General features: G+C 68.4%; 27 protein-coding genes. 18 read left to right on the plus strand and 9 right to left on the minus strand.

The features are described 5' to 3' along the window. The first annotated feature begins 130 nt into the window (after positions 1-130). The 10 genes from FXO23_RS14825 to FXO23_RS14865 all read left to right on the plus strand — a co-directional run bounded on the left by FXO23_RS14825 (position 131) and on the right by FXO23_RS14865 (position 8882). Entirely contained in the window at positions 131-409 is a 279-nt protein-coding gene (locus FXO23_RS14825; protein WP_158885081.1) for a hypothetical protein, read from the plus strand. Between the two features lie 68 nt (positions 410-477). After that, positions 478-813, plus strand: a complete 336-nt coding sequence (locus FXO23_RS51545; RefSeq protein ID WP_246257250.1) for a hypothetical protein — start codon at positions 478-480, stop codon at positions 811-813. 25 nt (positions 814-838) lie between these two features. Beyond that, positions 839-2797: a phage tail family protein gene (locus FXO23_RS14835; RefSeq protein WP_158885083.1), complete on the plus strand. Its 1959-nt coding sequence runs from the start codon at positions 839-841 to the stop codon at positions 2795-2797. 74 nt (positions 2798-2871) lie between these two features. Then, on the plus strand, positions 2872-3162 hold the full coding sequence (locus tag FXO23_RS14840; protein WP_158885085.1) for a hypothetical protein: 291 nt from the start codon (positions 2872-2874) through the stop codon (positions 3160-3162). 128 nt (positions 3163-3290) lie between these two features. After that, positions 3291-3821 carry a hypothetical protein gene (locus FXO23_RS14845; RefSeq protein WP_158885087.1) on the plus strand — a complete coding sequence of 177 codons (531 nt, stop codon included), beginning with the start codon at positions 3291-3293 and terminating at the stop codon, positions 3819-3821. A gap of 101 nt (positions 3822-3922) precedes the next feature. Then, positions 3923-6715, plus strand: a complete 2793-nt coding sequence (locus tag FXO23_RS14850; RefSeq protein WP_158885089.1) for a hypothetical protein — start codon at positions 3923-3925, stop codon at positions 6713-6715. 356 nt (positions 6716-7071) lie between these two features. Next, the gene (locus FXO23_RS52255) at positions 7072-7203 is read left to right on the plus strand and encodes a hypothetical protein (RefSeq protein ID WP_281356532.1); all 132 of its coding nucleotides are present in this window, start codon (positions 7072-7074) and stop codon (positions 7201-7203) included. Positions 7204-7311: 108 nt separating this feature from the next. Further along, positions 7312-7626, plus strand: coding sequence for a hypothetical protein (locus tag FXO23_RS14855; protein ID WP_158885091.1), 315 nt, complete (start codon positions 7312-7314; stop codon positions 7624-7626). 3 nt (positions 7627-7629) lie between these two features. After that, positions 7630-8520 carry a glycoside hydrolase family 25 protein gene (locus FXO23_RS14860; RefSeq protein ID WP_158885093.1) on the plus strand — a complete coding sequence of 297 codons (891 nt, stop codon included), beginning with the start codon at positions 7630-7632 and terminating at the stop codon, positions 8518-8520. Positions 8521-8585: 65 nt separating this feature from the next. Then, complete coding sequence (locus FXO23_RS14865) at positions 8586-8882, plus strand: hypothetical protein (protein WP_158885095.1); 297 nt, start codon at positions 8586-8588, stop codon at positions 8880-8882. A 240-nt stretch (positions 8883-9122) separates the two neighbouring features. Here FXO23_RS14865 and FXO23_RS14870 read toward each other — a convergent pair whose 3' ends face one another. The 5 genes from FXO23_RS14870 to FXO23_RS14890 all read right to left on the minus strand — a co-directional run bounded on the left by FXO23_RS14870 (position 9123) and on the right by FXO23_RS14890 (position 13422). Further along, positions 9123-9350, minus strand: a complete 228-nt coding sequence (locus FXO23_RS14870; RefSeq protein WP_158885097.1) for a hypothetical protein — start codon at positions 9348-9350, stop codon at positions 9123-9125. 29 nt (positions 9351-9379) lie between these two features. Next, on the minus strand, positions 9380-10780 hold the full coding sequence (locus FXO23_RS14875) for a recombinase family protein (protein ID WP_218952022.1): 1401 nt from the start codon (positions 10778-10780) through the stop codon (positions 9380-9382). A 309-nt stretch (positions 10781-11089) separates the two neighbouring features. Next, positions 11090-11269, minus strand: a complete 180-nt coding sequence (locus FXO23_RS14880; protein WP_158885101.1) for a hypothetical protein — start codon at positions 11267-11269, stop codon at positions 11090-11092. A 458-nt stretch (positions 11270-11727) separates the two neighbouring features. Then, on the minus strand, positions 11728-12189 hold the full coding sequence (locus FXO23_RS14885) for a carboxymuconolactone decarboxylase family protein (RefSeq protein WP_246257253.1): 462 nt from the start codon (positions 12187-12189) through the stop codon (positions 11728-11730). Positions 12190-12381: 192 nt separating this feature from the next. Continuing rightward, a complete protein-coding gene (locus tag FXO23_RS14890; RefSeq protein ID WP_158885105.1) occupies positions 12382-13422 on the minus strand; it encodes a lactonase family protein in 1041 nt (346 codons plus the stop codon). A gap of 258 nt (positions 13423-13680) precedes the next feature. Between FXO23_RS14890 and FXO23_RS14895 the strand changes: the two genes are divergently transcribed. Next, positions 13681-14676: a glycoside hydrolase family 113 protein gene (locus FXO23_RS14895; protein WP_158885107.1), complete on the plus strand. Its 996-nt coding sequence runs from the start codon at positions 13681-13683 to the stop codon at positions 14674-14676. Positions 14677-14682: 6 nt separating this feature from the next. On the opposite strand, the gene FXO23_RS14900 is transcribed toward FXO23_RS14895, so the two are convergent. Continuing rightward, positions 14683-15027, minus strand: coding sequence for a hypothetical protein (locus FXO23_RS14900; RefSeq protein ID WP_158885109.1), 345 nt, complete (start codon positions 15025-15027; stop codon positions 14683-14685). A gap of 133 nt (positions 15028-15160) precedes the next feature. Between FXO23_RS14900 and FXO23_RS14905 the strand changes: the two genes are divergently transcribed. After that, positions 15161-15568: a DUF6401 family natural product biosynthesis protein gene (locus FXO23_RS14905; protein ID WP_158885111.1), complete on the plus strand. Its 408-nt coding sequence runs from the start codon at positions 15161-15163 to the stop codon at positions 15566-15568. A 35-nt stretch (positions 15569-15603) separates the two neighbouring features. Here the strand turns inward: FXO23_RS14905 and FXO23_RS14910 are convergent, their stop codons facing one another. Both FXO23_RS14910 and FXO23_RS14915 read right to left on the minus strand, forming a co-directional pair. Next, complete coding sequence (locus FXO23_RS14910; protein WP_158885113.1) at positions 15604-16425, minus strand: mechanosensitive ion channel family protein; 822 nt, start codon at positions 16423-16425, stop codon at positions 15604-15606. A 184-nt stretch (positions 16426-16609) separates the two neighbouring features. Then, positions 16610-18196 (minus strand): FAD-dependent monooxygenase, encoded by a 1587-nt coding sequence (locus FXO23_RS14915; protein ID WP_158885115.1) that lies wholly within the window; start codon positions 18194-18196, stop codon positions 16610-16612. 55 nt (positions 18197-18251) lie between these two features. Here FXO23_RS14915 and FXO23_RS14920 point away from each other — a divergent pair, with 55 nt between their 5' ends. The 4 genes from FXO23_RS14920 to FXO23_RS52675 all read left to right on the plus strand — a co-directional run bounded on the left by FXO23_RS14920 (position 18252) and on the right by FXO23_RS52675 (position 21227). Then, positions 18252-18953 carry a TetR/AcrR family transcriptional regulator C-terminal domain-containing protein gene (locus FXO23_RS14920; RefSeq protein WP_246257255.1) on the plus strand — a complete coding sequence of 234 codons (702 nt, stop codon included), beginning with the start codon at positions 18252-18254 and terminating at the stop codon, positions 18951-18953. Positions 18954-19153: 200 nt separating this feature from the next. Beyond that, positions 19154-19288 carry a hypothetical protein gene (locus FXO23_RS52260; RefSeq protein ID WP_281356533.1) on the plus strand — a complete coding sequence of 45 codons (135 nt, stop codon included), beginning with the start codon at positions 19154-19156 and terminating at the stop codon, positions 19286-19288. A 108-nt stretch (positions 19289-19396) separates the two neighbouring features. Beyond that, entirely contained in the window at positions 19397-20050 is a 654-nt protein-coding gene (locus FXO23_RS14925) for a LysE family translocator (RefSeq protein WP_158885117.1), read from the plus strand. Between the two features lie 607 nt (positions 20051-20657). Further along, positions 20658-21227: a pentapeptide repeat-containing protein gene (locus FXO23_RS52675; protein ID WP_158885119.1), complete on the plus strand. Its 570-nt coding sequence runs from the start codon at positions 20658-20660 to the stop codon at positions 21225-21227. A gap of 244 nt (positions 21228-21471) precedes the next feature. Here FXO23_RS52675 and FXO23_RS14940 read toward each other — a convergent pair whose 3' ends face one another. Further along, complete coding sequence (locus tag FXO23_RS14940; RefSeq protein ID WP_158885121.1) at positions 21472-22140, minus strand: winged helix-turn-helix transcriptional regulator; 669 nt, start codon at positions 22138-22140, stop codon at positions 21472-21474. Positions 22141-22268: 128 nt separating this feature from the next. Here FXO23_RS14940 and FXO23_RS14945 point away from each other — a divergent pair, with 128 nt between their 5' ends. Continuing rightward, the gene (locus FXO23_RS14945; RefSeq protein ID WP_246257262.1) at positions 22269-23195 is read left to right on the plus strand and encodes a PLP-dependent cysteine synthase family protein; all 927 of its coding nucleotides are present in this window, start codon (positions 22269-22271) and stop codon (positions 23193-23195) included. Between the two features lie 358 nt (positions 23196-23553). Beyond that, positions 23554-24270, plus strand: a complete 717-nt coding sequence (locus FXO23_RS14950; RefSeq protein ID WP_158885123.1) for a TNT domain-containing protein — start codon at positions 23554-23556, stop codon at positions 24268-24270.

Consider the following 24270-nt stretch of genomic DNA (forward strand, 5'->3'; position numbering starts at 1 on the left):
ACGTTCCTTCAAGACCAGATCTCCGGCCGAGACGATTACGCGCGACGGCACCACCTCGCCGTGATCCACGGGCGCGAGTGCGAACGCTTCGCCATGCGACCAGCCGACAAGAACCAAGGAGCAACCCCCGATGAGCAAGACACAGCGCGCGGAGGCGACCGGCCAACCTACGGCGAAGGGCGCCGGGCTGGCCGTGATGTGGCGCGGGAAGCGGTTCACGCTCCCGCGCGCCGAGGACTTCCCGCTCGAAGCGCTTGAGGCCGAGGAGGAGGGTAAGCACCTCACCGCGCTGAAACTGATTCTCGGCGTCGACCAGTACGCCACCTGGCGAAGCCTGGCCTCGAAAGCCGGGGATGCCGATGAGTTCTCGGAAACGGTGATGCGGGAGCTGGGGCGGGGAAACCCGTAACGGTCGCCCTGCTGCTAGCAGACGGGGCGACCGCGGAAGCTCTCGAAACCGATTTCCTCCGGCACGGCGTGGACCTGCTCGACCTCTACCGGGGCCGCCTGTCGTATCGGCGGGTCTGCGCCCTGGTGACGCACCTGCCCGACGACGCGGCAGTGTGGCGGCTGCTCGCCGGCGGGGTGCGGACACGGTCCGAGTTACTGCTGGCGGCAGTCGAACGCCGGGTCACCGCGCTGTGGGCGACCGTGGCCGCGGCACTGGGACAGGACGTCACCGATGCCCAGTTGGCCAGCCCGCTCGACGCCTGGGACGGCCAACTCGTACCGGAACGGGAAGCACCGACCGAGCAGGCCGAACCGGAAGTGAAGTCCCTGCGCGAAATCGCGCTGTGGATGCGTAACGTCTGACCGAGACCGTGAGTGGTGATCGCCCGTGACCTCGGTCGCCCACGCCTACCTCAAAATCATTCCCAGCCTGCAGGGCCTCGGCCGCCACCTGCGGGATCAGGTGCGCCAAGCCGAGGGCGAAGCCCCGAAAGTCAGCCTCGCGGCGGACCTGAAAACGGCGCTGCTGAAAGAGCAGCTCCGAGCCGCCGCGCGTGAGGGCGATCAGACGGCGGTGCGGCTGCTGGCCGAGCTGGACGCGACCCCGGCGGAAACCCGGTTTGAGCGGTTGCTGCGGCGGTTGTCCGGGCGATCGGTGTCGGTTCGGGTCGACGCGGACCGGTCCCTTGGCTCGGCGGTGAGCGGTCTGGGCTCTCTGCTGGGCGGACTCGGTGTCGGTGCCGCCCGGCTGGCCAGCTTCACCGCCACCGTGGGTGGGGCGCTGTCCACGCTCAGCGGCCTGGGCAGCATGGCCGTGTCTGCGTCCGGGGCGCTACTGCTGCTTCCGGCCGCCGGGGTGGCGGCGGGGGCGGCGATCGGCACGCTGAAGCTTGGCCTGTCCGGGTTCTCCGACGCGCTGAAGGAGGACGACCCGACGAAGTATGCCGAGGCGGTGGGGAAGTTCCCGCCCTCGATGGCCTCCGCCGCGAACGCCATCCGCGGCCTGCGCCCCGAGTTCGCAGGTCTGCGGGCGCAGGTGCAGCAGCGGCTGTTCGCCGGGATGGCGGGCGAGATCGACGCCCTGGCGGGCCGGTATCTGCCGGTGCTGCGGGCCGGGCTCGGGCAGATGGCGGGCAGCCTCAACCAAGGAGCCCGCGGCTTCACCGCGTTCGCCCGTGAAGGCCGCACCGTGGGCGATCTGCGCACGATCCTGGACAACTCCTCGACCGCGACCGGCCGCCTCGCCCAAGCGGTACGGCCGCTGCTCCAGGTCGTGCGTGATCTAGCCGCCGTAGGCTCGGGATTCCTGCCAGGCTTCGCCTCCGGGCTCGCGGGTGCGGCGCAACGGCTGGCCGAGTTCGTATCCCGCGCCCGCGAAACCGGGCAACTCCGGACCTGGATGCAGAACGGCATCAACACCGTCCGCGAGATCTTCACCATCCTCGGCGATGTTCTGGCGATCATCGGGAGCGTGTTCTCCGCGCTCCGGGAAGGCGGTGCGGGCGTGGGCGGGTTTCTGGGCCCGGCGATCGCCACGATCAAGGAGTTCGTACAGTCCGCCGACGGCCGCGAGGTGTTCCGCACCCTGGGCGAGGCGATCTCCCGCGTGAGTGCGGTCGTGTCCCGCGTGCTCAAGGTCGCGCTCGAGCAACTCGGCCCGCTGGTCCCACCCTTGGCGGACGCGTTCGCCAAGTTGGTCGAGCAGGCCGGACCGTTGCTGGAGTCCGCGATCCGGATCGGCGGCGGCCTGCTGGCCGGGCTGGTCCGATTCATCTCCGACAACATCGACTGGCTCGGCCCGCTCGCGATCGCGATCGGCGCCGTGACGGCCGCGCAGTGGGCCTGGAACGTCGCGATGGACGCCAACCCGATCGGCGCGGCGATCCTCGCGATCGGCGCGATCATCGCCCTCGCCCAGTTGATCATCGACAACTGGGGGCCGATCACCGACTTCTTCAAAGACGTGGCGATCGGGATCGAGGTCCGATGGAACTCGTTCCGCGACTTCTGGGTCGACCTGTGGAACACCGTGTGGAAATGGGCCTCCGACCGGATCACCGACCTGTCGAACTATGTCAACGGCCGGGTCTTGGACATCATCTCGGCGTTCAACTGGCTCGGCGAACTCCCGGGCCGAGTGGGCACCTGGTTCGAGGAAGTCCGGCTAGCGATCGTGCTGCGCCTCAACGACGCCGTCGAATGGGTGCGCAGCCTGCCGGGCCGGATCCGGGACGCGCTCGGGAACATGCGCCTGGTCCTGCTCGACGCCGGAGCCGACCTCATGCGCGGCCTGATCGACGGCATCACCTTCGGATTCGACTGGGTCAAGGAAAACTCGCCGAGCTGACCGGCTGGATCGGCCAATGGAAAGGCCCACCCGCCCGCGACCGCGTCCTGCTGACCGGCAACGGCCGGTTGATCATGAGTGGCCTGCTCGACGGCCTCCAGTCCGGCGAACCCGCCATCCGCGACTACCTGACCGCGCTCACCACCACACTGCCGCAGACCGTAAACAGCACGGGCGGAGGTGTGTCCGATGTGGACATCAGCCCGCGACGGTCGGCCCTCGCGGCGGGCGGCGGTCCCGATGCCTCGGGCGGGGTCACCGTCGTGATCGACGCCTCCGGCCTGGACCGCCACCTCACCGCCTGGCTCCGGGGCGCGGTACACGCTCAAGGCGGTGGCAACGTCCAATTCGCCTTCGGTCACTAACCGGGCGGCTTTCCGTTCGACAACGCGCGACACCCGAACGTCCACGCGCCTGAAACGGTGGAGGTGGTTCTAGCGACTGCGGTGTTAAGGAGGCGGTCACGGAACTGCCTGGCAAGCAGAGGGGCGATATGACGCTATACACCGTTGGCGGAGTTGATCTAAGCGATTTCGCAAACTCCTGGCTTCCGTCGCTCGAACGCGATGATGCGCCTGCGAGGAGCCTTCTCGACCACATCGAGGAAGGGTACGACTACGGCGCACATTTCATGATGGCCAACATCGGGCCACAGGCGGTCGATCCTTCTGCTGGCAAAGAGGTCTTGCTGTTGTATGCAGTGCTCGCAGTCTTTCAAAACGATGAATTCCCTGGCTGTCGCGAAGGCTGGCAGGGGACGGCAAAGCATCTAGAGCGTGCCTTCAAACATGCCAAGCGATTGGGTGACAGAGGTCTGGCTAAGACCCTGCTCCGCGAACTGGCGGACCGAAGCAAGCGAGACCGTGCGCCGATGTTTGAGGACATGCTGGCGCAATCTATGGGCCATGCCCCTGCGCGAATCGCTGCTCACGATCGAAACATGGCGAACATCTTGTCACGGGATGTGCGCGCCGCTAAGTTGCTCGACCCATCAGCGTCCGTTGATGACTTTCTGTTGGAGTGACTACTGGGTAGTTGCCAGCCAATCTGGATAACACCTGATCATTGGCATGTGCGACCACGTCGGCTTGATGCGATCAATCCCATAGCCCGGGAGGTGGCCGGGTGGACAGGACCGATGTGCGGGTCGAGTTGGCGTTCGGCGCGGACCTAGCGGGCCGTCCGGCGGGCTGGACCTGGCGAGACGTGACCGGCGATCTGCTGCCGCAGGCGATCGCGGTCTCGCGGGGGCGGCAGGACGAGGCCGCCCAGGTGCAGCCCTCGTCCTGCCGGGTGGTGCTGGACAACCAGCACGGGCACTACACGCCGAACCATCCCGCCTCGCCCTACTTCCCGCATGTGGTGCTCGGCGTGCCGATGCGGGTTTCGCTGCCCGCCGGGCGCACCGTCCTGACCGTGCCCGGCGTCGGCGCAGCGACCACCCCGGACACCGTCGCGTCCAGCGTGACCGGGGACCTGGATATACGGGTCGAGGCCACGCTCGACACCTGGGCCGGGGTCGTTCTGGCGTCGAAGTGGGATCCGGTCACTCCGGCGTTGTCCTGGTTCCTCGGCACCAGCACTGACGAGGCGGTCACGTTTGGGTGGAGCCCGGACGGCACCACCGGCTACGTGTTCCCCTTTCCGCCCCTGCCCCGCACACGGCGGCGGGCGCTGCGGGTCACCCTGGACGTGGACAACGGCCGGGGTGGGTTCGTGCTCACCCTCTACACGGCGGACTCGATCTCGGGGCCGTGGACGGTGGCGGGGGATCCGTTCGTCGCGCCGATCACCACGAAGGTGTTCGCCAGCGCGGTCCCGCTCCGGGTCGGCCCACTGCCCGACGTCGAGTCCCCGGTCCTTGACGAGATCGCTGCGGTGCAGGTCCGGCGCGGGATCGACGGGCCACTGGTGGCCGCTCCGGACTTCACTCGCGCCCAGCCTGGGGATTCGACGCTGACCGATTCCACCGGCCGCGTCTGGACCCTGACCGGCGGTGCGGCGCTGACCGACCGCACGGTCCGATTCTCAGGGTTCGTCGCGGAATGGGCACCGGAGTGGCCCTACGGCGACCTGTCCGACGGACAGGGCTACCCGGGCGAGTCGCGGGTCACCGTGACCGCCTCCGGGGTGCTGCGGCGGCTGGAACAGAACAAGACCGTCCCGCCCTCGCCGGTGCGGCGGGCGGTGCTCGACACCCGGCCCGCCCCGATCGCGTACTGGCCGTGCGAGGACCCCGCCGCCGCAACCGAACTCGCCCCAGTGCTCGGCAACGCGAAGCCGATGGTGCTCGCCGGGGACGTCACCCTCGCCGGGGTGTCCGACGTGGACGGCTCCGCGCCGTTGCCGAGTTTCAAGGCGGGGCAGGCATCGGTGTTCCTGCCCCGCTACCCCGACACCGGCCGATTCAGCGCCATCGCCCTGCTCGCCCTGCCCATGGAGGGGGTGAAGGCTGACCACACTCCGCTGATCACGTTGTACGGGCTCGGGCCCGGGACGGCCGCGTACTTCGCTCTGGAGGCCAGTCCGGAGGGTGCGATGCGGATCCGCACCCGTAGCGCACTCGGCGGTGAGTTGGAGACCACGGTCTATTTCCGGTACTTCCCGCCCAACGGGCGCACCGTGCTGGTGCGGTTCGAACTGGTCAAGGGCGACGACGGGTCGACCACGGCCTCGGCGGTCCTGTTCGCCCCTGAGTTCCCGTTCGGCGTCGGCTACGCCGCGCGGTTCAACACGGTGTTCAATCCGCCGCAGGGGATTGTGCTGGGCGGGGGCTGGTGGGTCGGACAACCCTCCGATTTCGCTGATCTCAACGGCACCGCCATCGGCCATCTGATCGCCACCACCTCCGACCAGCCGGTCGGCGACGGGCTGCGCGGGGCCGCGCTCGCCTGGAACCCCGAACGCGCCGGAGACCGGCTTCGCCGCCTCGCCGCCGAAAACGACATCCCGCTGACCGTGATCGGACGGACCGCCGACACCGAGCTAATGGGACCGCAACGCATCGAGACCCTGCCCGAGCTACTGCGCGGCTGCGCCGCCATCGACGGCGGGATCCTGTTCGAAACCCGCTCCCGACCCGGGTTGACCTACCGCACCCGCGCCTCCCTCTACACCCAACCCGCCGCCCTGTCCCTGGACGCAGCCCGCGGCCCCGGCGACATCGCGCCCGGGTTCGCCCCCGTAATGGATGACCGCCAGGTCCACAACGACGTCACGATCAGCCGCCCCGGCGGCCGGTCGACCCGAGTCACCAACCAGGCGCACATCGCGGCACGAGGCCGCTACGACACCCAGGTCACCCTGAACGTGGCCAGCGACGCGCAGTTGCCGGACATCGCGGCGTGGGAACTCCACTTGGGCACCGATTCGGGGATGCGGTACCCACAGGTCGCCCCCGCACTGACCGCGAACCCCGACCTGTTGCGGCCGTGGCTGGATCTCGACCTGGGCGACCAGATCGAGGTCACCCGGCTGCCCCCGCAGCACCCGCCCGGCGCGGTCGCGCTGCTGGTGCAGGGCTACACCGAGACCTACCGACCCCACCGGATCGACGCCGAGGTGAACGCGTCCCCGGCACGGCCGTGGCAGGTCGCCACCACCATGGCCAACGCACCCGGCGGCGGGCACTGGCGGGCAGATACCTCCGGTTCGGTCCTCACCACGGCCATGGGCACGGACGATCGCCAGTGCACCGTCACCACGACGGCCGGACCGATGTGGATCACCACCGCCGAACACGGCGCACAGTTCCCGCTCATGATCACGGTCGGCGGGGAAACCATGCGGGTCACCGCGATCACCGGTACCCGCTCGCCGCAATCCTTCACCGTCGAGCGCGGCACGAACGGTCTCGTGCGCCCGCACCCAGCCGGAAGCGCGGTCTACCTGGCCACCCCCGCAACCGCCGCACGCTGAATCTCAAGGGAGGGACGCAATCGCTCCGCAACCCTGGCGGGCGGGGGAGAACATCACCGCCGCACGCCTCAACCCCATGGCCACACTCGTCTACCGCATCACCGAGCTGACTGGCGCGGAAGTCGCCCAGTTCAACAGCATGGTTGTCGGCTCGGTCGACCTCCCCGACCCCGGCTACCCCTACCAACTCGTGTTCCTCGGCCAGATGTTCCTCGACCCTGGCGACGGCACCGGCCTCGACCTCGTCATCAAAGACGGCAAGAGCCCCGCCGGAACTGACCTCTCGCTGGTCACCAGGCTGGACGGGGCAGCGGTCGGCAACCAGGGGGGGACGCCTGCCGTTTCCGATCACCGGCATGAGCCCGGCCCTGGCCGGTGCCCGCGCCGTCTCGCTGGTGGTCAGCAAATGGAAAGGCGGCAGCGCGGACGGCTACAACTTCGCCGGACCCGCCTACACCAACGTCACCGTGCTCCTGATCGCCGCCTGACCTTCCGCCCTTCCAGATATTGCTCATTTCTCGCGCGCAACTTGGACCTTTCGTCCTCATGCTTGGCCGGGTAGCCGAACGTGTTAAAGCCCAGCTTGGAGGTACTGATTGCTGCCTGCCTGGCTTACCGCGCTGGGCACGTTCCTCGGCCCCGCAACCGGGGCGCTCACCGCGCTGTACACGGCACGCCGGGCCGTGCGCACCGCCCGCACGTCCGCCGACGCGCAGGCCCTCGCCGAGTTGCACGCCGGATACCAAGCCCTACTCGCCGACCGCGCCAACCACACCCGAGACGTGCTCGCCGAGCTGGCGGCGGTCAAGGCCGAACTCTCCGCCGTGCGCCAGGAGAACGCGCGGCTGCTGCTCGAAGTCGGCGCACTGCGCGCCCAGCTCAACCACCCACCCAACCCGCGAGGTGACTAACCGATGGCCCTCGGCCTCGACATCTACCGGTACCAGCAGGTCACCGACTGGCGCGTGGTCCGCGGCCATGGCGTGAGCTTCGTCTGGGTCAAGCTCACCGACGGCGGCGGCCCCGCCCCCGTGCGCGGGGACCGCCAAGTCTCCGGAGCCCGCAGCGCCGGAATCCCCGTAGGCGGCTACCACTTCGCCCAGACATCGCCCAGCCCGGAACGACAGGCCGAAATCCTGATCAGCGAGGTGCGCCGCCTCGGCGCGGACGGGCTCGTGCCGATGCTCGACCTGGAGAAACCCTTCGTGCCCGATCGCGCGGCGCGGGAGTTCGGTGTCCGGTTCTGCCGCCGCGTCGCTGAGCTGGGCTATCAGCCCGGCGTGTACATGAACAACTCTTTCGCCAAGGCGCTCCGGCCCGATACGTGGGATACCCGGCCCGTCCTCTGGATCGCCCGCTACGGCGCGCGACCCGCCTACGGCGGCCCCTATGACGTGCACCAGTACAGCGACACCGGTCGCGTCCCCGGCATCCGCGCCCAGGGCGTCGACCTAAACGAGTCCTACACGACTCGCCACTTCACCAACACCTCGGAGAACGGATTGAGCAAGACCGCCTCGGAACAGATCAACGAGATCTACAACAGCGTGAGCAAGACCTTCACACAGGCGGGCATCGAGTTCGGCGACTTCCTGGTCCAACTCGCCCGCCTCTTCCCCGCTCTGGACGAGCGCGCCATTGCCAAACGCGGCGGATACTCCGCCGGATCGCTGACCAACGCCGCCCACTCGGTGTGGGAGCACGAAATCTTCACCACCTCGCCCCGGATCGAGGCGATCGAGAAGGCTCAGGCCGAACAGGGCAAGAAGCTCGACGCCATCCTCGCCGCGCTCACCAAGAGCTGAACCGTTCCGCGGCTTCGCCGCGACCACTCCGTCTCGACCAGGCATCGAAGAAAGAGAGCACCCGCATGTCCCGTTACCCCCTGCGCATCGCCGCGTCCGTCGTCGGCGGCCTGACCGCCATCGTGTCCGGCCTTGTCGGCTCCGGCCTGTTCACCACCGACCAGAGCAACGCCGTAACCGGCGTGATCACCGCCCTGGTAACCCTGCTCGCCACCTTCGGCATAGTGATCTCCACCGAGCACAAGGTCACCCCGCTAGCCGACCCCCGCAACCGGCAGGGACAGGCCCTAACACCGGCTGAGACCGCCGCAGAGGGCCGAACCGAAGGCCCCAAAGCTGAGTGGACCTCCCTTGACTACTGAGCAGGCCGCCACGGTCGCCCTCGACCCGCGTTCCGTGCTTACTCCTGCCGAGGTGGCCGCAGCGCACGCTGCCGCTGCAACCGCGCCCCCGTTCACCGATGAGCAGCGCGACCGACTACGCACGATCTTCGCGCCCGCCGTGCGCAGACTCCACACCCGCCCAGCACCGGGCTAACCCGCGAATCGGCCCCGGCACTCCCGAAGGAGGCCGGGGCCGCTCACCTTTTCTGGCCTAGCCGGTCAGGCGGCCTCGTCCACGTCCGGGATCGGTGCGGGCTTCCCGAGCCAGGACAAGCGGATCGCGTCCGGATTGAACGGTGCCCGCCCACCCGTAGTCGGCAGCAGCCGGGGCCGTACCACTGCCCGCAACACCTCGCGTTTCTGGATCAGCGGCAGCGTGTCCCATGCCTGCGGGGCCTGCGGGCCGATCAGCTTGGCGACCACCGGCATCACGCCGAGGTTCTTCACCCGCGCCTCCGCCGCCTTGATCTTCGGCGTCAGTTTCGCCTCGATCCGCCCAACCGATCCGGGCTGATCTTGCCGTCGGCCGCCTCGTCGGTGAACGCGTCCAGACGGGCACGTAGCTCCTGCGCCGCCTGCACCACCTTGATCAACTCCTGGGCATGGTTCTCAAAGTGGAACAACTCGCGCGCGTCCTTCGACATCAACCGCGTCAAGACGGCTTCGACCACCAGCGAGTCACACTTCGCCATGTCCCGGGTGAGGTGCCCTTCGGCGCAGCGGTAGCGCATCTGGCCCCCGTGTTTCCTGGTGCCGACGCCCTGCTCACACACGCTGCACAGCATGATCCCGGACAGCAAATACTTGACTCGCACACCGTCCCTGATCCACCTACGGCTTGGGTCGCCGAGCCGAGCCACGACCAGAGCGCGCTTTTCCTCGGTGATGATCGCGGGCCAGTTGCCCTTGCCGATGATCTCGCCCCGGAACACCCGTAGACCCGCGAGCGCCGGATTCAGCGCGATGTTGCGGATCTTCGCCGGGTTCCACCTCCCTGGCATCGGATGCGCCCGCTGGCCTTGGTTCATCTCCTTCGCCACCTGTGACGGAGACTCCGTGCGCAGCAGCGCCAGCGCCTCATACGCTGACTCCAACTGCTCGGGGGTCAACGACGCGGTGAACTTTGCCCACCCCTCTGCATCCCGCGACAGCTCATACAACTTGCGCACATGATCGGCCCGCCATGTCTGCGCCCGCGCACACGACACCCCACGGGCGTTGAAATCCTGTGAGACCTCGGTCTCGTTCCCGGTCACGATCAACCGGTCGACCAACTCTTCGGCGATCGCGGCAGCCTCCGGGTCGATCTCCCTGCCCGGCTCGCCCGTGCGAGGGTCATAGATGATCCGCAACCCGAATGACAGCGGCCCCGCCCAAAGCCCCTCCATCGCACGGGCTTCGACCCCGATCCGGACCCGCTTGCGCAGCCTCTCCGACTCCCGCTCGGCGTCCACCGCGTCCTCGGCGGTGTCCACCCTGTCGTCCGGATCGTTCATGTCGTAGATCTGGTCGTCATAGGCCCAGAAGCCGCCCACATCGACCAGAATCTTCCGCAGCCGAACGAACACGTCCAGCTCACGCTGCGCCCGAGAGTTCTCCCGCGTCCACAACGTGTTCGCCTCGCCAGTCGCCAGCAGCCGCAGCGCTTCTTCATAGTCCGTGCGCTGCTCGGTCGCATACCGCGACGCCGACAGGTCGTTGTCCACCAGCACAGCGACTACGACCGCCCCGATCCGCTTGCACCACGCCCTTCCTTGCGCGATCTGCGTACCGACCGAGACCTTCCGGCCCTTCCCATCCTTCGACGCCCGCGCGTAGATCACCACACGCAACTCCGGAAGCTCGCCCGCAGCCTGCCGCCGCAGCCGACGATTCAACGCCCTACCCACCGAAACACTCCCAGCAACTCGCTGGGCGAAGGTCACATCTGGACCCTTTGATGATCAACCACAGCGTAACGGAGTTTCCGCACGTCAGCGACCAAATCCGGGCGCAATCAGGCCAGACACGGCGAACAGCCCCCACTGCCGCACCCAGCAAACAACCCGAGCAGGTCCAAACCCACGAAACCGCAGGTCCAGCACACTTTCTCAACAAGATTCCCATCATGGGCAAGGGAACCTAAGTTGAAATTCCACATTCGGGGCGTTGAAGGTACCGAAAGCCACAAGTAGGCCGCTCGCCGGTCAGGGATTGTCGGCAAGCCATTTGCCCGCGTCGTCGATCGGGGAGTAGCCGCTGCCATGGAGCGACTCCTTGTGCCGCTTCATGGCTGCTTCGGCTTCGGTCGACGTCATCATGTCGGCGGCGAGCAGCATGTGTTTGCCGCGCTCTTTGACCTCCCAGGCCAGATCCTGCAATGTCATCCGGGTCTTCGCGCAGAACTTCGTGTACCCGCTGCCAACGGTGATCCACGGTCAGTACGCGGTCATTCTGCTCAGGCGGCGTGATCTCCCATCCCGGCAGGAGCGAGTTGACGTAGTTGCCTCCGTAGCGTATCCAGTTCCGGTTGAACATGTAGTAGCCGATCGCCGCGTCAATGATCTTTTCGACGGCCTGGTGGAGCTGTTCCTCGAAATTCACAATTGGCCTCCCGTGGTAAAGGCTGTTGGAACGCGCATTCCACCACGATGGTTCCGCAGGTTGCCCAATAGTTACGCAAAGCCTGTGGACACGAGGAGGGGGCAAGCCTCGAAATGATCTTGGAAGCGCGCCGTGGCCCGCCGAGGGGGCCGCGGGACCACGGCGCGTTCTCATTCCGTGTGGTGACCCCGTATCTTGGCCGGGGAATGGGGAGCTCGCCTTACTCGAACCGGTAGCGGTGTCACTTCCACGGGTCGGTGAACGACCGGCCGGGTACCGGCTTGGCGATGAGCGCGATGGGGGTGAAGAAGTTCACCTGGCCGATCGCGAACATCAGCGTGGCGAGTGCCTTGGGTTCGTAGTGCTCGGCTGCCTGTGCATACAGCTCGTCGGAGACCCTTTCGCCGTGTGCGGGCTGCTGAAGCACGGCTTCCAGCAGTGCCAGCGCGGCACGCTCGGCACTGGTGAAGTAGGGCGAGTCCGGCCAGGACGCCACCGAGGTGATCCGTTCCTCCGATTCTCCGGCCTTGCGGAGGAAGCCGGTGTGCAGAACGGTCAGGTAGGTGCTGCCGGCGACCTGGCCAGCGCGCAGCTGAACGAGGCTGATCGTGGAGCGCGGTATCGAACCGTTGCCGACGACCTTGAACAGGGCCGCCGACACCTCTGCCAGTTCGGGGACGAGCTGCGCGGGGTCCTCGGTCATCCGTGGAACCATCGGGACCTCCGACGTGATCGAGCGTGTTTCCATAGCCGTCTCCTTCGGGCTTCAGGTTGCTGTCAAACGCCCCGACGGATCGCGACAGAGAAATGTGACCGCTGGAGGAGAGACCCGATGAGCGAGATGAGGGAGCAGGCTCCGGTGTTCTACCGTCACCGCCGCGTCGCGAACCGGGCGTTATCCCCTGACCGCCACCGACTGGAACATCGAGAACTGCCCCCTGGCGTCGAACGGCGAGTTGGCCAGTGGCGACAGCGCACCGGTGTTCGACTTTTCGAATCCGAAGACCTCACCGCTGGTGTCCTCGTTGGTGACGTACAGGTGACGGCCGTCCGGGGTGAGGGCTGGCCAGACCGGTGTACCGCCCGCCGGTGTCGGATCGCTGGCGACCGGCCGCAGCGTGCCGTCGGCTTGGATCTTGAAGACCCGGACTCCCTTGGTTGTGCCGGTGTTGTCCCCGTGACTGGTGGCGAACAGGAACTTCCCGTCCCGGCTGATCTCTGCGGACACCGGGAGGTCCGGCGCCCGTACCACCGGGAGCGGGGTCAGCCGCCCGTCGTGGCCGATCTTGAATGGCATGATCTCGTCGGATACGCCGCAGGCCAGGTACACGAACCGGCCGTTCGGTGCCACGCCGATGCCGAGTGCTCCCGCCCCGGCCGGAGCCGAGCTCCGGAACTCGAGCGTGTGGTCCGCCCGCACCGCGAACGTGGTGAGCTCGCCCGGGTCGGGGGAGAACGGGTCGCCGGTGCCGACGAAGACGAACCGGCCGTCGGTGCTCACCGCGACGCCCCGCGCGGACAGCGCACCGTTGCCCACGGGCACCGGCTCGCCGATCGGCTCGAGCGTGCCGTCATAGCGCACGGCGAACGACGAGACCGACGGCGGGTCGTTGAGGTTCGTCACGAAGACCGCGTCCCCTCGGGGGGAGAGGGCGATGCCGAACGGGTATCCGGCCGTCTCGATCTTCTGGCGCAACGTCAACCGGCCACGCGAGTCGACCTTGTAGGTCGAGACCTGGTGGGCATCGCCGTTTTCGACGTACAGGAAGTCGCCGCCTGGCGAGAAGACCATGCTGCGTGGTTGGTCAGCCGTGGGGACCGGGTCGCCGAGCGGAATCAGGTCGCCGGTGTCGGTGATCGTGAAGATGGCGATGTTGTCGGAGTTGCCATTGGTCACATAGAGCGTGGGACCGGCCGGCGCGGCTGTCGCGGACACCGGCACCACCCCGGCAAGCATGATCATGGCAACGGCAATGAGAATTCGACGCATAGGAAACCCCCAATAGTCGATATTCGCCTATCCGCCCGAAGTGTGTGTCTAGTGCAGAGGGCGTCGAGCGTAGATGTCCGGCCTTGCGGAAATCTTGTGGTGCGCTTGTCACGCCACGCGGACATCAATTGTTCGATCGTGTGGTTCGGGAATGGTCGGTGGGAGCTGGTCGGGTTGCGGCGTGCCATGTGTTAGACATGCCGCATGGGCCTTGCCGTCAAGGGGATCTCGTATGTCACCGGGGAGGTGAGTGCCGAGGTGCTCCGTGGCGACTTGCGGGCGATCCGCGAGGAACTGCATTGCACGGCGGTGATGTTGATCGGCACCGACGTCGGGGCGCAGTTGCAGGCGGCCCGTACTGCCCTTGAGGTGGGGCTGGACGTTTATGTCCGGCCGTACCTGCCGGACCGGCCGCGCTCGGCGCTTCTGGCCCACCTGGCAAAGATGGCCGCCGGGGCCGAGCAGCTGCGGACGGAATACCCGGGCAGAGTGACGTTACTGGTCGGCAGCGAGTTCTCGCTGACTCAGCGGGGCATGCTGCCGGGCCCGCGGGAGCTCCTGCGCCTGCAGGTGCTGGTGCGCTGGCGGCGTCTGTTCGACCGCCGGATCACCCGCAAGCTCCGCGGCCTGCTCGCCGACGCACTCGCCACTGCTCGCAGTACCTTTCACGGTCCGCTCACCTACGCCGCCGGCTATTGGGAGCAGGTCGACTGGTCCGGCTTCGACATCGTCGGCGTCAACCTCTATCGCTTCGGGGACGACCCGTCCGCATACGAGCGGCGGCTGGATGGTCTGCTGGAGGAGGCGAACGAGCGGGGCAAGCCGGTGATCATCACCGAGTTCGGGTGCGGCGCCTTCCGCGGGGCGGAGCGCCGCGGGCCCGGCTCGTTCCGGATCGTGAACTGGTTCCGCGTGCCGCCCCGCATCCGGGACGGGTACGAGCGGGACGAGCGCACCCAGGCGACGTACCTGGGCGCGCTCATCGACCTTTTTGCCGCCCGCGGTGTCCATGGCTGTTTCGTCTACACCTTCGCCATGCGCGACTTCCCGCACCACCACGAGCCGGCCCGCGATCTGGACATGGCCGGTTTCGGGGTGGTCAAGGTCTCCGCCGAGGATCCGTCGAGCTGGGCACCCAAAGCGGCGTATGCCGAAGTGGCTGGTCGATACACGAAGGACGGTACTGCCGCACTGTCCTGAGCCCAGTCAGGCGTGGGTGCGGTGAGATGCTCGTGGCACCTGGGACACCGCCAGGGTGAAGTTGTCGGTCATGGTGACCGGGTCGAGTTTGGTGCCGGCGCGTTGGCAGGCGGTCTGGACCGCGCCGCGCAGCTGGGTGAGCGCCCACCAGCCTGCCCGGTCGGCTGAGTCCGCGGTGAGGACCCAGCCGGCGATCAGGCGGGAGTTGGCGGTGTCGAAGTCGAGGCTGTCGGCCTTCGCGCCGTGCGGGGCGTCCACGAGCAGCCGTCTGCGTACCTCGCGGACGAGGGCACGCCGGGCGTCCGGCTCGTGGCAGGTCACCGTCACGCCGGCCTGCACGCGGTAGATCATGTCGGTGCCGCCTTGTCGGTCGGAGCTGCGTCGGCTTGGTCTTCGCCCGCGGGGCACGCAGTGACAGCTCACTCCGGGTGGATTGCTGGGGATGCGCCCTGGTGGCCCGGAGCGACGGGTTAGGGTGGCGGGCATGTCTGGCGTGGTCACCGGGTGGATGGAGGCTGCCGCGCGGCGCTCGCTCGCCCGCCTGCACGACGAGATCGGCGCTGCGGGGCTGGCCGCCGCGGCGGCGTTGCCCGGGCTGTCCGCGGTGGTGGATCAGCATTCCGCCGCGGTCCGGGACATCGTGACCCTGGGGGTGGAGGGCTCGGCCGCGGTGGCCGGGGTGGTGCTGCTGTCCGGGTACGCGCGCGGCCTGGTCGATCAGGCCGCCGGGCAGGGCTGGCGGCTGCGGCTCCCCGGTGATCTGGCGGGCTGGGCCCGGATCGACTGGACGACGGCGCGCCTGCTCGGGGTGTGCGCCTTGGCGGCGGTGCTCGATCCGCATTCCCGGTTCGCCGGTCCGGACGCGCCGCCCGCGGGCGCGGTGAGCCAGTGAGGCAGCCGCCCTGGCTGCCTCACTGAATCCGCTCGTCACCGCGGGGGCATGCCCTCCTGCCCTGGTGGCCGGGTCACCTCTGAGGGCTGGGACTGCGGCATCTGCTCGGTCGCGTGGGCTCCCGCCCGTGCGGCGTCTTCCCGCCCGCGCTGGTAGGCCTCGGCCTGCGCTTTGGCCGCCGGGAACTCGTTCTCGGCGCGCCCCAGCCAGGTGTTCCAGCGTTGCTGCATCGGTTTGACCAGGCCGCCGCCCACGCCGACGACGAGGATCCCGCCGATCGTGGCCAGCACGGTGATCAGCACCGGCAGGGTGACCGTGGTCGCGATGCCGATCTGGTTCACCGCGGCGATGATGCCCAGGCCCCAGATGAACACCGAGGCGAGGGTGGCGAGCAGATTGCCGTAGGACAGCCCGCTCAGCGCGCGGGACACCAGGTCCCGCACCGCCCGGGCGATCGCCGCCACGACCACCACGATGATGATCGCGACCACGGCCTTCGGCAGCCAGGCCACGATCTCGGTCAGCAGCGCGCTCACCGGGTTCGGCCCCCACACCCCGAACGCGAACTGCAGCGCGATCAGCAGCACCGCGTAGTACACCAGCTTGGCGATGATGTCCGAGGCGTCGAACTTGCTCTTGGCCAGCATGCTGTTGATCCCGCCCCGCTCGACCACGCGGTTGAAGCCGACGCGCGCCAGGACCTTCTCGACCGCCTTCGCCAGGAGCTTCGCGATGAACCACCCGATGACCAGGATGACCAGGAACGCGACGAACTTCGGCACAAACGTGGCCACCGCCGACCAGGCGTTCGACACGCCCTGACCGATGTCGACGGCAGCCAGATTGGATGTGGACACTGCCTCTCTCCTTCCCGTCAGGAGGCCGACGCCTCGGGGGATGAAGCGTCCACACCGACTACCCGGTTGTGGGTAAGGTCACACATCGGGGGGATTTGCGCAGGTCAGGGCATCTTCTCGAACCGCGAGGTCAGCACGACCAAGCTGAAGCCGTGACGGGGTGCCTCCGTCGAGGCACCCCCGGTCAGGTGCTCGGCACCGCGACTGGCCTGGCCAGCACCTGGTCCAGGACGTCGGTGAGAAACCGCGCGGGGTCCGGGACCGGTGCCGTGACCCGCATCGCGACGATCGCGTCCGGTCGCACGAGCAGGGCCCCGTCGTCGGTCAGCCACGGTGCGGGGACCCGGTGCGCCGGTAGGCCGGCGTCCGCCGCGGCGGCGAGCCACCGGTCGCCCGCGGCGCCCACCAGCAGGGTCCACCGGGAGGCGACCAGGTCGAGCGTGGAGACCCCGTCGACCCACGCGTGGGGCACCCGTGAACCCGGCGACCCGTCCAGCGCCACCGCCAGGTCCACAGTGGACGGAAGTTCCGGCCGCAGGTCGACGACGGCGGCCGAGTCGTACCGCTGGCCGAGGTGCACGACCGGCGCCGCCCACACCCCCGCCGCCGCCCTGGCGGCGTCGGCCTCAGGTCCCTGCCCCCAGTGCAGCTGCGGGTCGGCGAGCCGGCGCATCGCCTGGTCCAGCGTCGCCGCGGCGACCGGCTCGCGCTCCTGCGCGTAGGTGTCGAGCAGCCCGGCGCCCGCCGCACCCTTGTGCACGGCGGCCAGCTTCCACGCCAGGTTGTGCGCGTCGGCGACCCCGGTGTTGAGGCCGAACGCGCCCAGCGGCGACACGGTGTGCGCGGCGTCGCCGACGAGGAACACGCGGCCGACGGCGAAGCGTTCGGCCAGGGCGCTCCGGGGTCGCCACGGGAGCACGCTGCGCACCTCGACGTCGAGGTCGGGATCGCCGACCGCCGCGCGGACGACCGCGACGCAGCGCTCGTGCGTGAAGTCCTCGGGGCGCTCGCCCCCGTCGACGTCGCAGGCGACGTGGAAGACCCAGTTCGTCTCGCCGTCCACGGTCGCCAGCAGGCCGGGCGCTTCCGGCGTGGTGATCGTGCACGTGGCGAAGGCCATCCCCCGCAGGTGGGGGCGGAGGTCGGCGCGGAACAGGATGTTGATCATCGACTTGCCCAGGTCGCCCGCGCCGGAGGTGCCCACGCCGAGCGCGGTCCGCACGGCGCTGTGCGTGCCGTCCGCGGCTACCACGCGCGCGCAGCGCAACGAGTAGCGGCCGTCGGGCCCCTCCAGTTCGACGTCGACCCCGTCGGCGTGCTGCGCGATGCCGACCAGGCGGGTCGACCAGCGCAGATCCGCTCCCCGGCGCGCCAGGTCGGCCGCCACCACGGCGTCGAGGCGGTCCTGCGCGCAGACGCCGCGCAGCCTGAACGGCGTGGTGTCCAGTTCAGCGGCGGACGGGGTCGGCATGGGCACGGTCACGACGTCGCCCGCGCCCAGCTCGACGACGGTCCGCGCCACCGCCTTGCCCGCGGCGCCTCGGAGGTCGACCGCGACGGCGTCGACGGCGGTATCGAGCCCGAGCTCGCGGAGGATCTCGACAGTGCGCGGCCCGATGCCGGTGGCGCGCGGGTGGACCGACGGCCCGGACCGGCGTTCGACGAGCACCGCCGGGACGCCGTGGTGGGCGAGCAGCGCCGCGGCGAGCAGCCCGACGCTGCCGCCTCCGACCACGAGCACCGGCACTTCTGGATACGCTGTCTCCGTCATGGCTACACCGTAGCCAGAAGGTAGGATGCCGGTCAACGAGGAAAGGAGCCACCCGATGACCGAACCCGCTCCTTCGGTGTGGACCAGGCCTCGCCCCGAACCGCGCCGACGCGCGCCAGGGGTGGACCAGTACGTGGCCGCCGCGCTGGCCATCGCCGACGCGGAGGGCTTGGCCGCGGTGTCGATGCGCCGGGTCGCGGGCGACCTCGGTTCCGGGACGGCCACCCTCTACCGCTACATCACCAATCGCGACGAACTGGTGGAGCTGATGGTCGACGCGGCGCAGGGCGAGGACCCGCTCCCCGAGCCCACGGGGGACTGGCGCACCGACCTGGCCGCGGTCGCGCACGCGCTGCGCGCGACCCTGCTGCGGCACCCGTGGTTGGCGGGCGAACTGGCGGGCCGGCCCTCGCTCGGCCCCAACTCGTTGCGGCGGTCCGAATCCGCGCTGCGCGCCGCCGTCGCGCTCACCCCCGACATCACCCTGGCCTCGCAGGCGCTCGGCGCCATGCACGCGTACGTGCTGGGCTCGGTGGCCACCCAGCAGGCTGCTCGGCGCGCCGAGCAGCGCACCGGCCTGACCAAGGAGCAGTGGCAGCGCAGCGTCGGGCCCTACATCAGCGAGGTCATCGCGGGGGGCGAGCACCCGATGCTCGCCCGCCGCGTCCTCGAAGCCGAGGAACTCGACCCCGACGTCGAGTTCGCGTTCGGCCTGGACTGCGTGCTCGACGGTCTCGCGGCCCGATTGGGTCGCTGACCGGTCAGCACGCGCACCGGTTCAAGAGGAAGATCGCTTTGCGAACCAACTCATGTCCGGTCGACTCTCCGGGTCCGCTCGGTGGGGGAGCGGGACCCGGTGGCTGCGATATGGGGTGCCACCCGCTGACGCTCAAACCGCTGGCTGCCGCTTGGTGCGGAGGGAAACGAGAGTTCCAAGGCCGGGCTGCGGGCGCGTCGGTGTACCAGGCGATCAGCCGGTCCGCCGAACATGGGTATCTGCGGGTCGTCCGTCGTGGCACGCCGCGCGGCTGGGGGGCGGGGTTGGCGGACTTCGACCCGGCCAAGCTGGTCGACGCGGTACTCGGCGCGTAGTGAGGGCTGGTCGACCGCGACGTTCTCCATCCGGTCGTTGGTCTGAAAGCCCAGCAAGGTGTGATCCGGGTCGCTGGCGGCGGGCGGCGCGGTGCGTAGGGTCAGGCCATGGTCACCCTCAACGCCGTACTGGGCGTCGCCGCGATCGAGCTGGGCATGGTGCTCATCCCCGGCCCGAACATGATCTACCTGGTCTCGCGGACCGTGACCCAGGGCCGCCGGGCCGGGTTGATCTCGCTCGCCGGAGTGGCCTGCGGCTTCTTCGTCTACCTGGTCGCCGCCACGGTCGGCGTGGCCACGATCTTCGTCCTGGTGCCGGCGGTCTACACGGCGCTGAAGCTGGCCGGCGCCGCGTATCTGCTGTGGCTGGCGTTCCAGGCGGTGCGGCCTGGCGGCAAGTCGGTGTTCGCGCCCGGGGCGCTGCCGGTGGACCGGCCCGGGAAGCTGTTCACGATGGGCCTGGTCACCAACCTGCTCAACCCCAAGATCGCCATCATGTACGTCTCGCTGCTCCCCCAGTTCGTCGACCCGGCCCGGGGCAGCGTCGCGGCACAGAGCTTCACGCTCGGCCTGGTCCAGATCACCATCGCGATCGCCGTGAACGGCCTGATCGCGATGTCCGCGGGGTCGATCTCCCGGTTCCTCGGCGACCGGCCCGGCTGGCTGAAGGTCCAGCGCTACGTGATGGGCACCGTGCTCGGCGTGATGGCGGTGCGGATCGCCGCGGACCGGTCCCGCGCGGTGGTCACCGCCACGCCGTGATCACCTGGCGGTCCGGGACCCCAAGTCTCCGATGCTAGCCGGGACGTCCCGGCTCGGAGCCGACAGCGACGAGACCGAGCTGGGGGACCGGCGGGTGGCATCCCGACATTCCGCGTGGCGAGTTCGATCCCAGGACAGCCGTGCGGGGCTACCGGTCACTCCACGGGCCTGTTGACCGGACTACGGGGTGACACCTTTAGGTCCTCGGATGGGGTCTTCGACAGGATTACCGGTCATGACGAAGTTCACGAAGCCGCAGCGGACCTCAGCAAAGGTGTCCCGGACTCGTCAGGTCGCTGGGATTCGACGAGCCGGGTCCAGTGGCCGGGGTGTCCGCAGGAGGATCACCAGGGTGTTGAGCTGGGAGGGTTGGCAGAGCCTGACTTCCATCCTCACCGCGATCGCTGCTGTCGCCGCCCTGTGGTTCACAAGCTCACTCACTTGGTGCGACACGAGACCAGATCACGCTCACTGAACAAGGACAGCTAACAGACCGCTTCGGCAAAGCTGTCGAACAGCTCGCCTCCGACAAGACCGACGTTCGTCTCGGCGGAATCTAGCCCTGGAACGCCTGGCGCGTGACTCCCACCGAGATCACCCCACCATCATGGAACTCCTCGCCGCGTTCGTCCGAAGCCATGCACCGGCAAGTTCGTGCCCCGACGATCTCCACTCCGACATCGCCCCCGCGACCGATATCCAAGCTGTACTCACCGCAATCGGACGACGCGAAGTCGGCCACGACGATCCTGGGCCGATCAATCTCGCCAACACCTGCCTTGCCGGAGCAGATTTCGCGGACGCTCAACTTGCCAAGACAATCCTTCTTGATGCCAACCTGTACGAGGCCAGTCTCCCCGATGCCAACCTCGCAAATGCGGCGCTCACTGGTGCCACCCTGACCAGAGCCAACCTCGTACACGCCAACCTCCGCGGCACCGGTCTCCACTCCGCCGTTCTCAAGAGCGCCTTCATGCCCTACGCCGATCTTGCTCAGGCCGGTCTGGCTGGCGCGGACCTTACAGACGCCAGTGTCTCAGCCGCCGACCTCGTCCTGGCTTCCCCTCGCCGGGCAGATCGAGGACAACGTCTTCTATTCGATCGCGTGCAACGGCCACGGTCTCGCCCAGGCGCCGTACGTCGGATCGCTCGTCGCCGACCTGATCGTCGACGGTGAGCGACCTGAGGACCTCGAGGTCCTCTGGGCCAGGGAGCCCAAATTCCCTCGCCCGATGATGATGGGCCGGCTGGGGTTGCGCACGATCTGGGCGGTCGACCGCTTCAATGACCTGATCAACGGAAGCCGGCGCAACGCGCGACGAGGTTCGGCGCCGGTGATCTGAGCACAGCGTGGGTGGCCGAGGAATAGCTGGACCGCCTGACCGGTTTACCCGAACTCTCCGGCTGTTGACAGCCGCCGATCAGCCGCTCGCCATCGGGCCGGGGGCGAAGACGTACCGCTGGAACCAGTGGTGGATCTGGCGTTGCAGGGCGCGGTCGCCGTGGATGTGCACTCCTGGCTGGCGCAGCAGTTGCGCCCAGGAGAGTTGGCCGAGCCACCAGCGGGTCACTTCTATGGTGGGCGCGACCAGCCACAGGTCGACGGGTGCTCCGGTGTCGTCTCGGCAGAGGTTGACGCTCGCACGGGACAGGTGCAGCCAGAAGTTGCGGTCGGCGGCCGCGCGGTCGGTGAACTCAAGCGCGAGCACGATGGTGCGTCCGGGCAGGGCCGCGGTATTGACGCGGCGTCGGATGTCCCAGGTCAGCGCTGCGGTGTCCAGGTCGTCCTCGGACAGGGCCGCGCGGTCGGCGACGGCGGCCCATTGGGCCAGTTCCCGCACTACTGGGAACAGGGCGGCGCCGGATTCGGTGAGCTGGTATTCGCCATCGACGGCCTCGGCGATCCCGGCGGCCTGCAGGCCGCGCAGGCGCGAGGACAGCGTCGCGCGGGGAATGCGGGGTAAGCCGTGGCGGATGTCGGTGAAGGTTCTCGCGCCGAGTAGCAGTTCCCGCACGACAAGAAGGGTCCAGCGTTCGCCCAGCACCTGCAGTGCCCGCGCGACCGCGCAGAACTGACCGTACCCGCTCATGGGTCGATGGTATGCGCGAGTTGGCGCGTGTGGTTCAACTTTTGAACTAGTGCTGGCGTGGTGGCGGGCCGAGCATCACAGGGCACGGGTCCTGACGACCGACACACCAAGACCTGACAGGGGACAACGTGAATGAGGTGCTCCCGGACATCCTGGCCCGCATCGGCAACACCGCGATGGTGGCCTTACGCAACGTCGTGCCGGAGAACGGCGCTCGGGTCCTGCTGAAGCTGGAGAGCGAGAACCCGACCGGCAGCATGAAGGACCGGATGGCCATCGCCATGATCCAGGCCGCGGAGGCTGCTGGCCGGCTCAAGCCGGGTGGTTCCGTCGTTGAGTACACCGGCGGCAGCACCGGCGTGTCGCTGGCACTGGTCTGTGCGGTGAAGGGATACCGGCTGCATATCGTGACCTCGGACGCCTTCGCCAGAGAGAAGCTCGATCACATGCGCTATCTCGGCGCCACGCTGCACATCGTGCCGAGCGATGCCGGGCGGATGACCGAGAAGCTGACTCGGGACATGATCGAGGCCGCCCGCGTCATCGCGGCGCGGACAGGTGGCGTCTGGACCGACCAGCTCAACAACAGCGACCAGTTGGAGGGCTATCGCATGATGGGTGCGGAGATCTGGAGGCAGACCGGCGGGCGGATCGACGGCTTCGTGCAGAGCGTTGGTACCGCGGGGTGCGTCACCGGGGTCGCGACCGCGCTCCGGGGTCACCGCGAAGGGGTTGAAATCGTCGCGGTGGAACCCGCGGAATCTCCCGTCCTGTCCGGTGGCCGGACCGGTGCTCACCGGATCGACGGAATCGGCGCCGGCTTCGTGGTGCCGCTATGGCGGCGGGGCAGCATCGACCTGGTCGATCAGGTCTCCACGGAGGATGCCATGGCCATGGTCGAGCGACTGGCCCGGGAGGAAGGGCTGTTCGCGGGGACATCCACCGGTGTCAACGTGATCGCCGCCCTTCGGTTGGCAGAACGACTGGGACCCGACGCGACCGTCGTGACTGTCCTGTGCGATACCGGGATGAAGTACCTCAGCAAGCAGCCGTGAACCCCCTTGGGCCCTCGGTCCCGCAGCGGCATGAGCCGTAGGGAGCAACGCCGGTGACCGCGGGCGACGCGTGCGCGGCGACCGGCCCGAGGGTCGTCCAACGGCTGTCGGACGGCGTGCTCCGGGTGTCCCCCGTTCCGGCACACAACACCGCCAGGCCGCCGGGGCGGTCTCCACGGAGTGAGAAGTGTGCTGATGCGTGACACCGCGATCACGCTGTGAGCGGGCGGTGATGGGCGAGCGGCCCGGCGGTGCGTGTGGGGGGCACCGTGATATCGGGCGTGGGTGCTCGGGTAACAGCGCGCAGGGACCGAGCAGCACACGACCGGGGTAGCACCCGTGGTCACGGTCTCTTCTGGTGCGCCATCGTGGACGCCTCACCGAAAAAGAAGGGGAAGAAACCATGAAATCGAGACGTGTGATCGCGGCAGTGCTGATGTCGTTGCTGGCGACCGCCGGGATGGCTCCGGTGCCCAGTGCCGCGGCGTCGTCTGCGGCCGCGCCGGTGCATGGGGGGACGGCGCGAATAGCCGTGGCCCCGCCTCCGCAGTGCCAGGGCCCGTTCTACGGCAAGGCCGTTCACCTGGGACCGGAGAAGCTGCCGACGACGGGGCCGGTGGCGCGGATGCTGAACGGCTACAAGCGGTTCGGGACCAAGGGCGCGAACCAGGACCAGTTCCTGGCACGATATTGGAAGAACAATAGCTGGGTCTACCCGGGCAACGGCGGGTTCAAGGGCAAGCCGAAGCCCTACACCCTCAAAGTCAACACGGTGATCGACCGCTTCGGCGGGGAAACCGGCCGCTATTTCGCGCCGGAAGGCACCAGCTACGCCAAACGTGCCATACCTCCGCAGAACCTCAACACCTGCGAATACGAGAAGAACGTGATCAAACCCAACGGCTACTACCGGTACAAGGTGCGGATGTCGTTCCCGGTGCAGGCCGGTCAGATCGCCGAATGGTTCGACCAGCCCGGCGGCGGCACACAGTACGAGGTGGTCAAGGTGGGCAACCAGGACTTTCCCGGCGCGGGATGGCTGGTCGCGAACAAATACCTGGAACGCCTGAACTAG

Source organism: Amycolatopsis anabasis, from assembly GCF_009765355.1.
GTDB classification, from domain to species: Bacteria; Actinomycetota; Actinomycetes; order Mycobacteriales; family Pseudonocardiaceae; genus Amycolatopsis; species Amycolatopsis anabasis.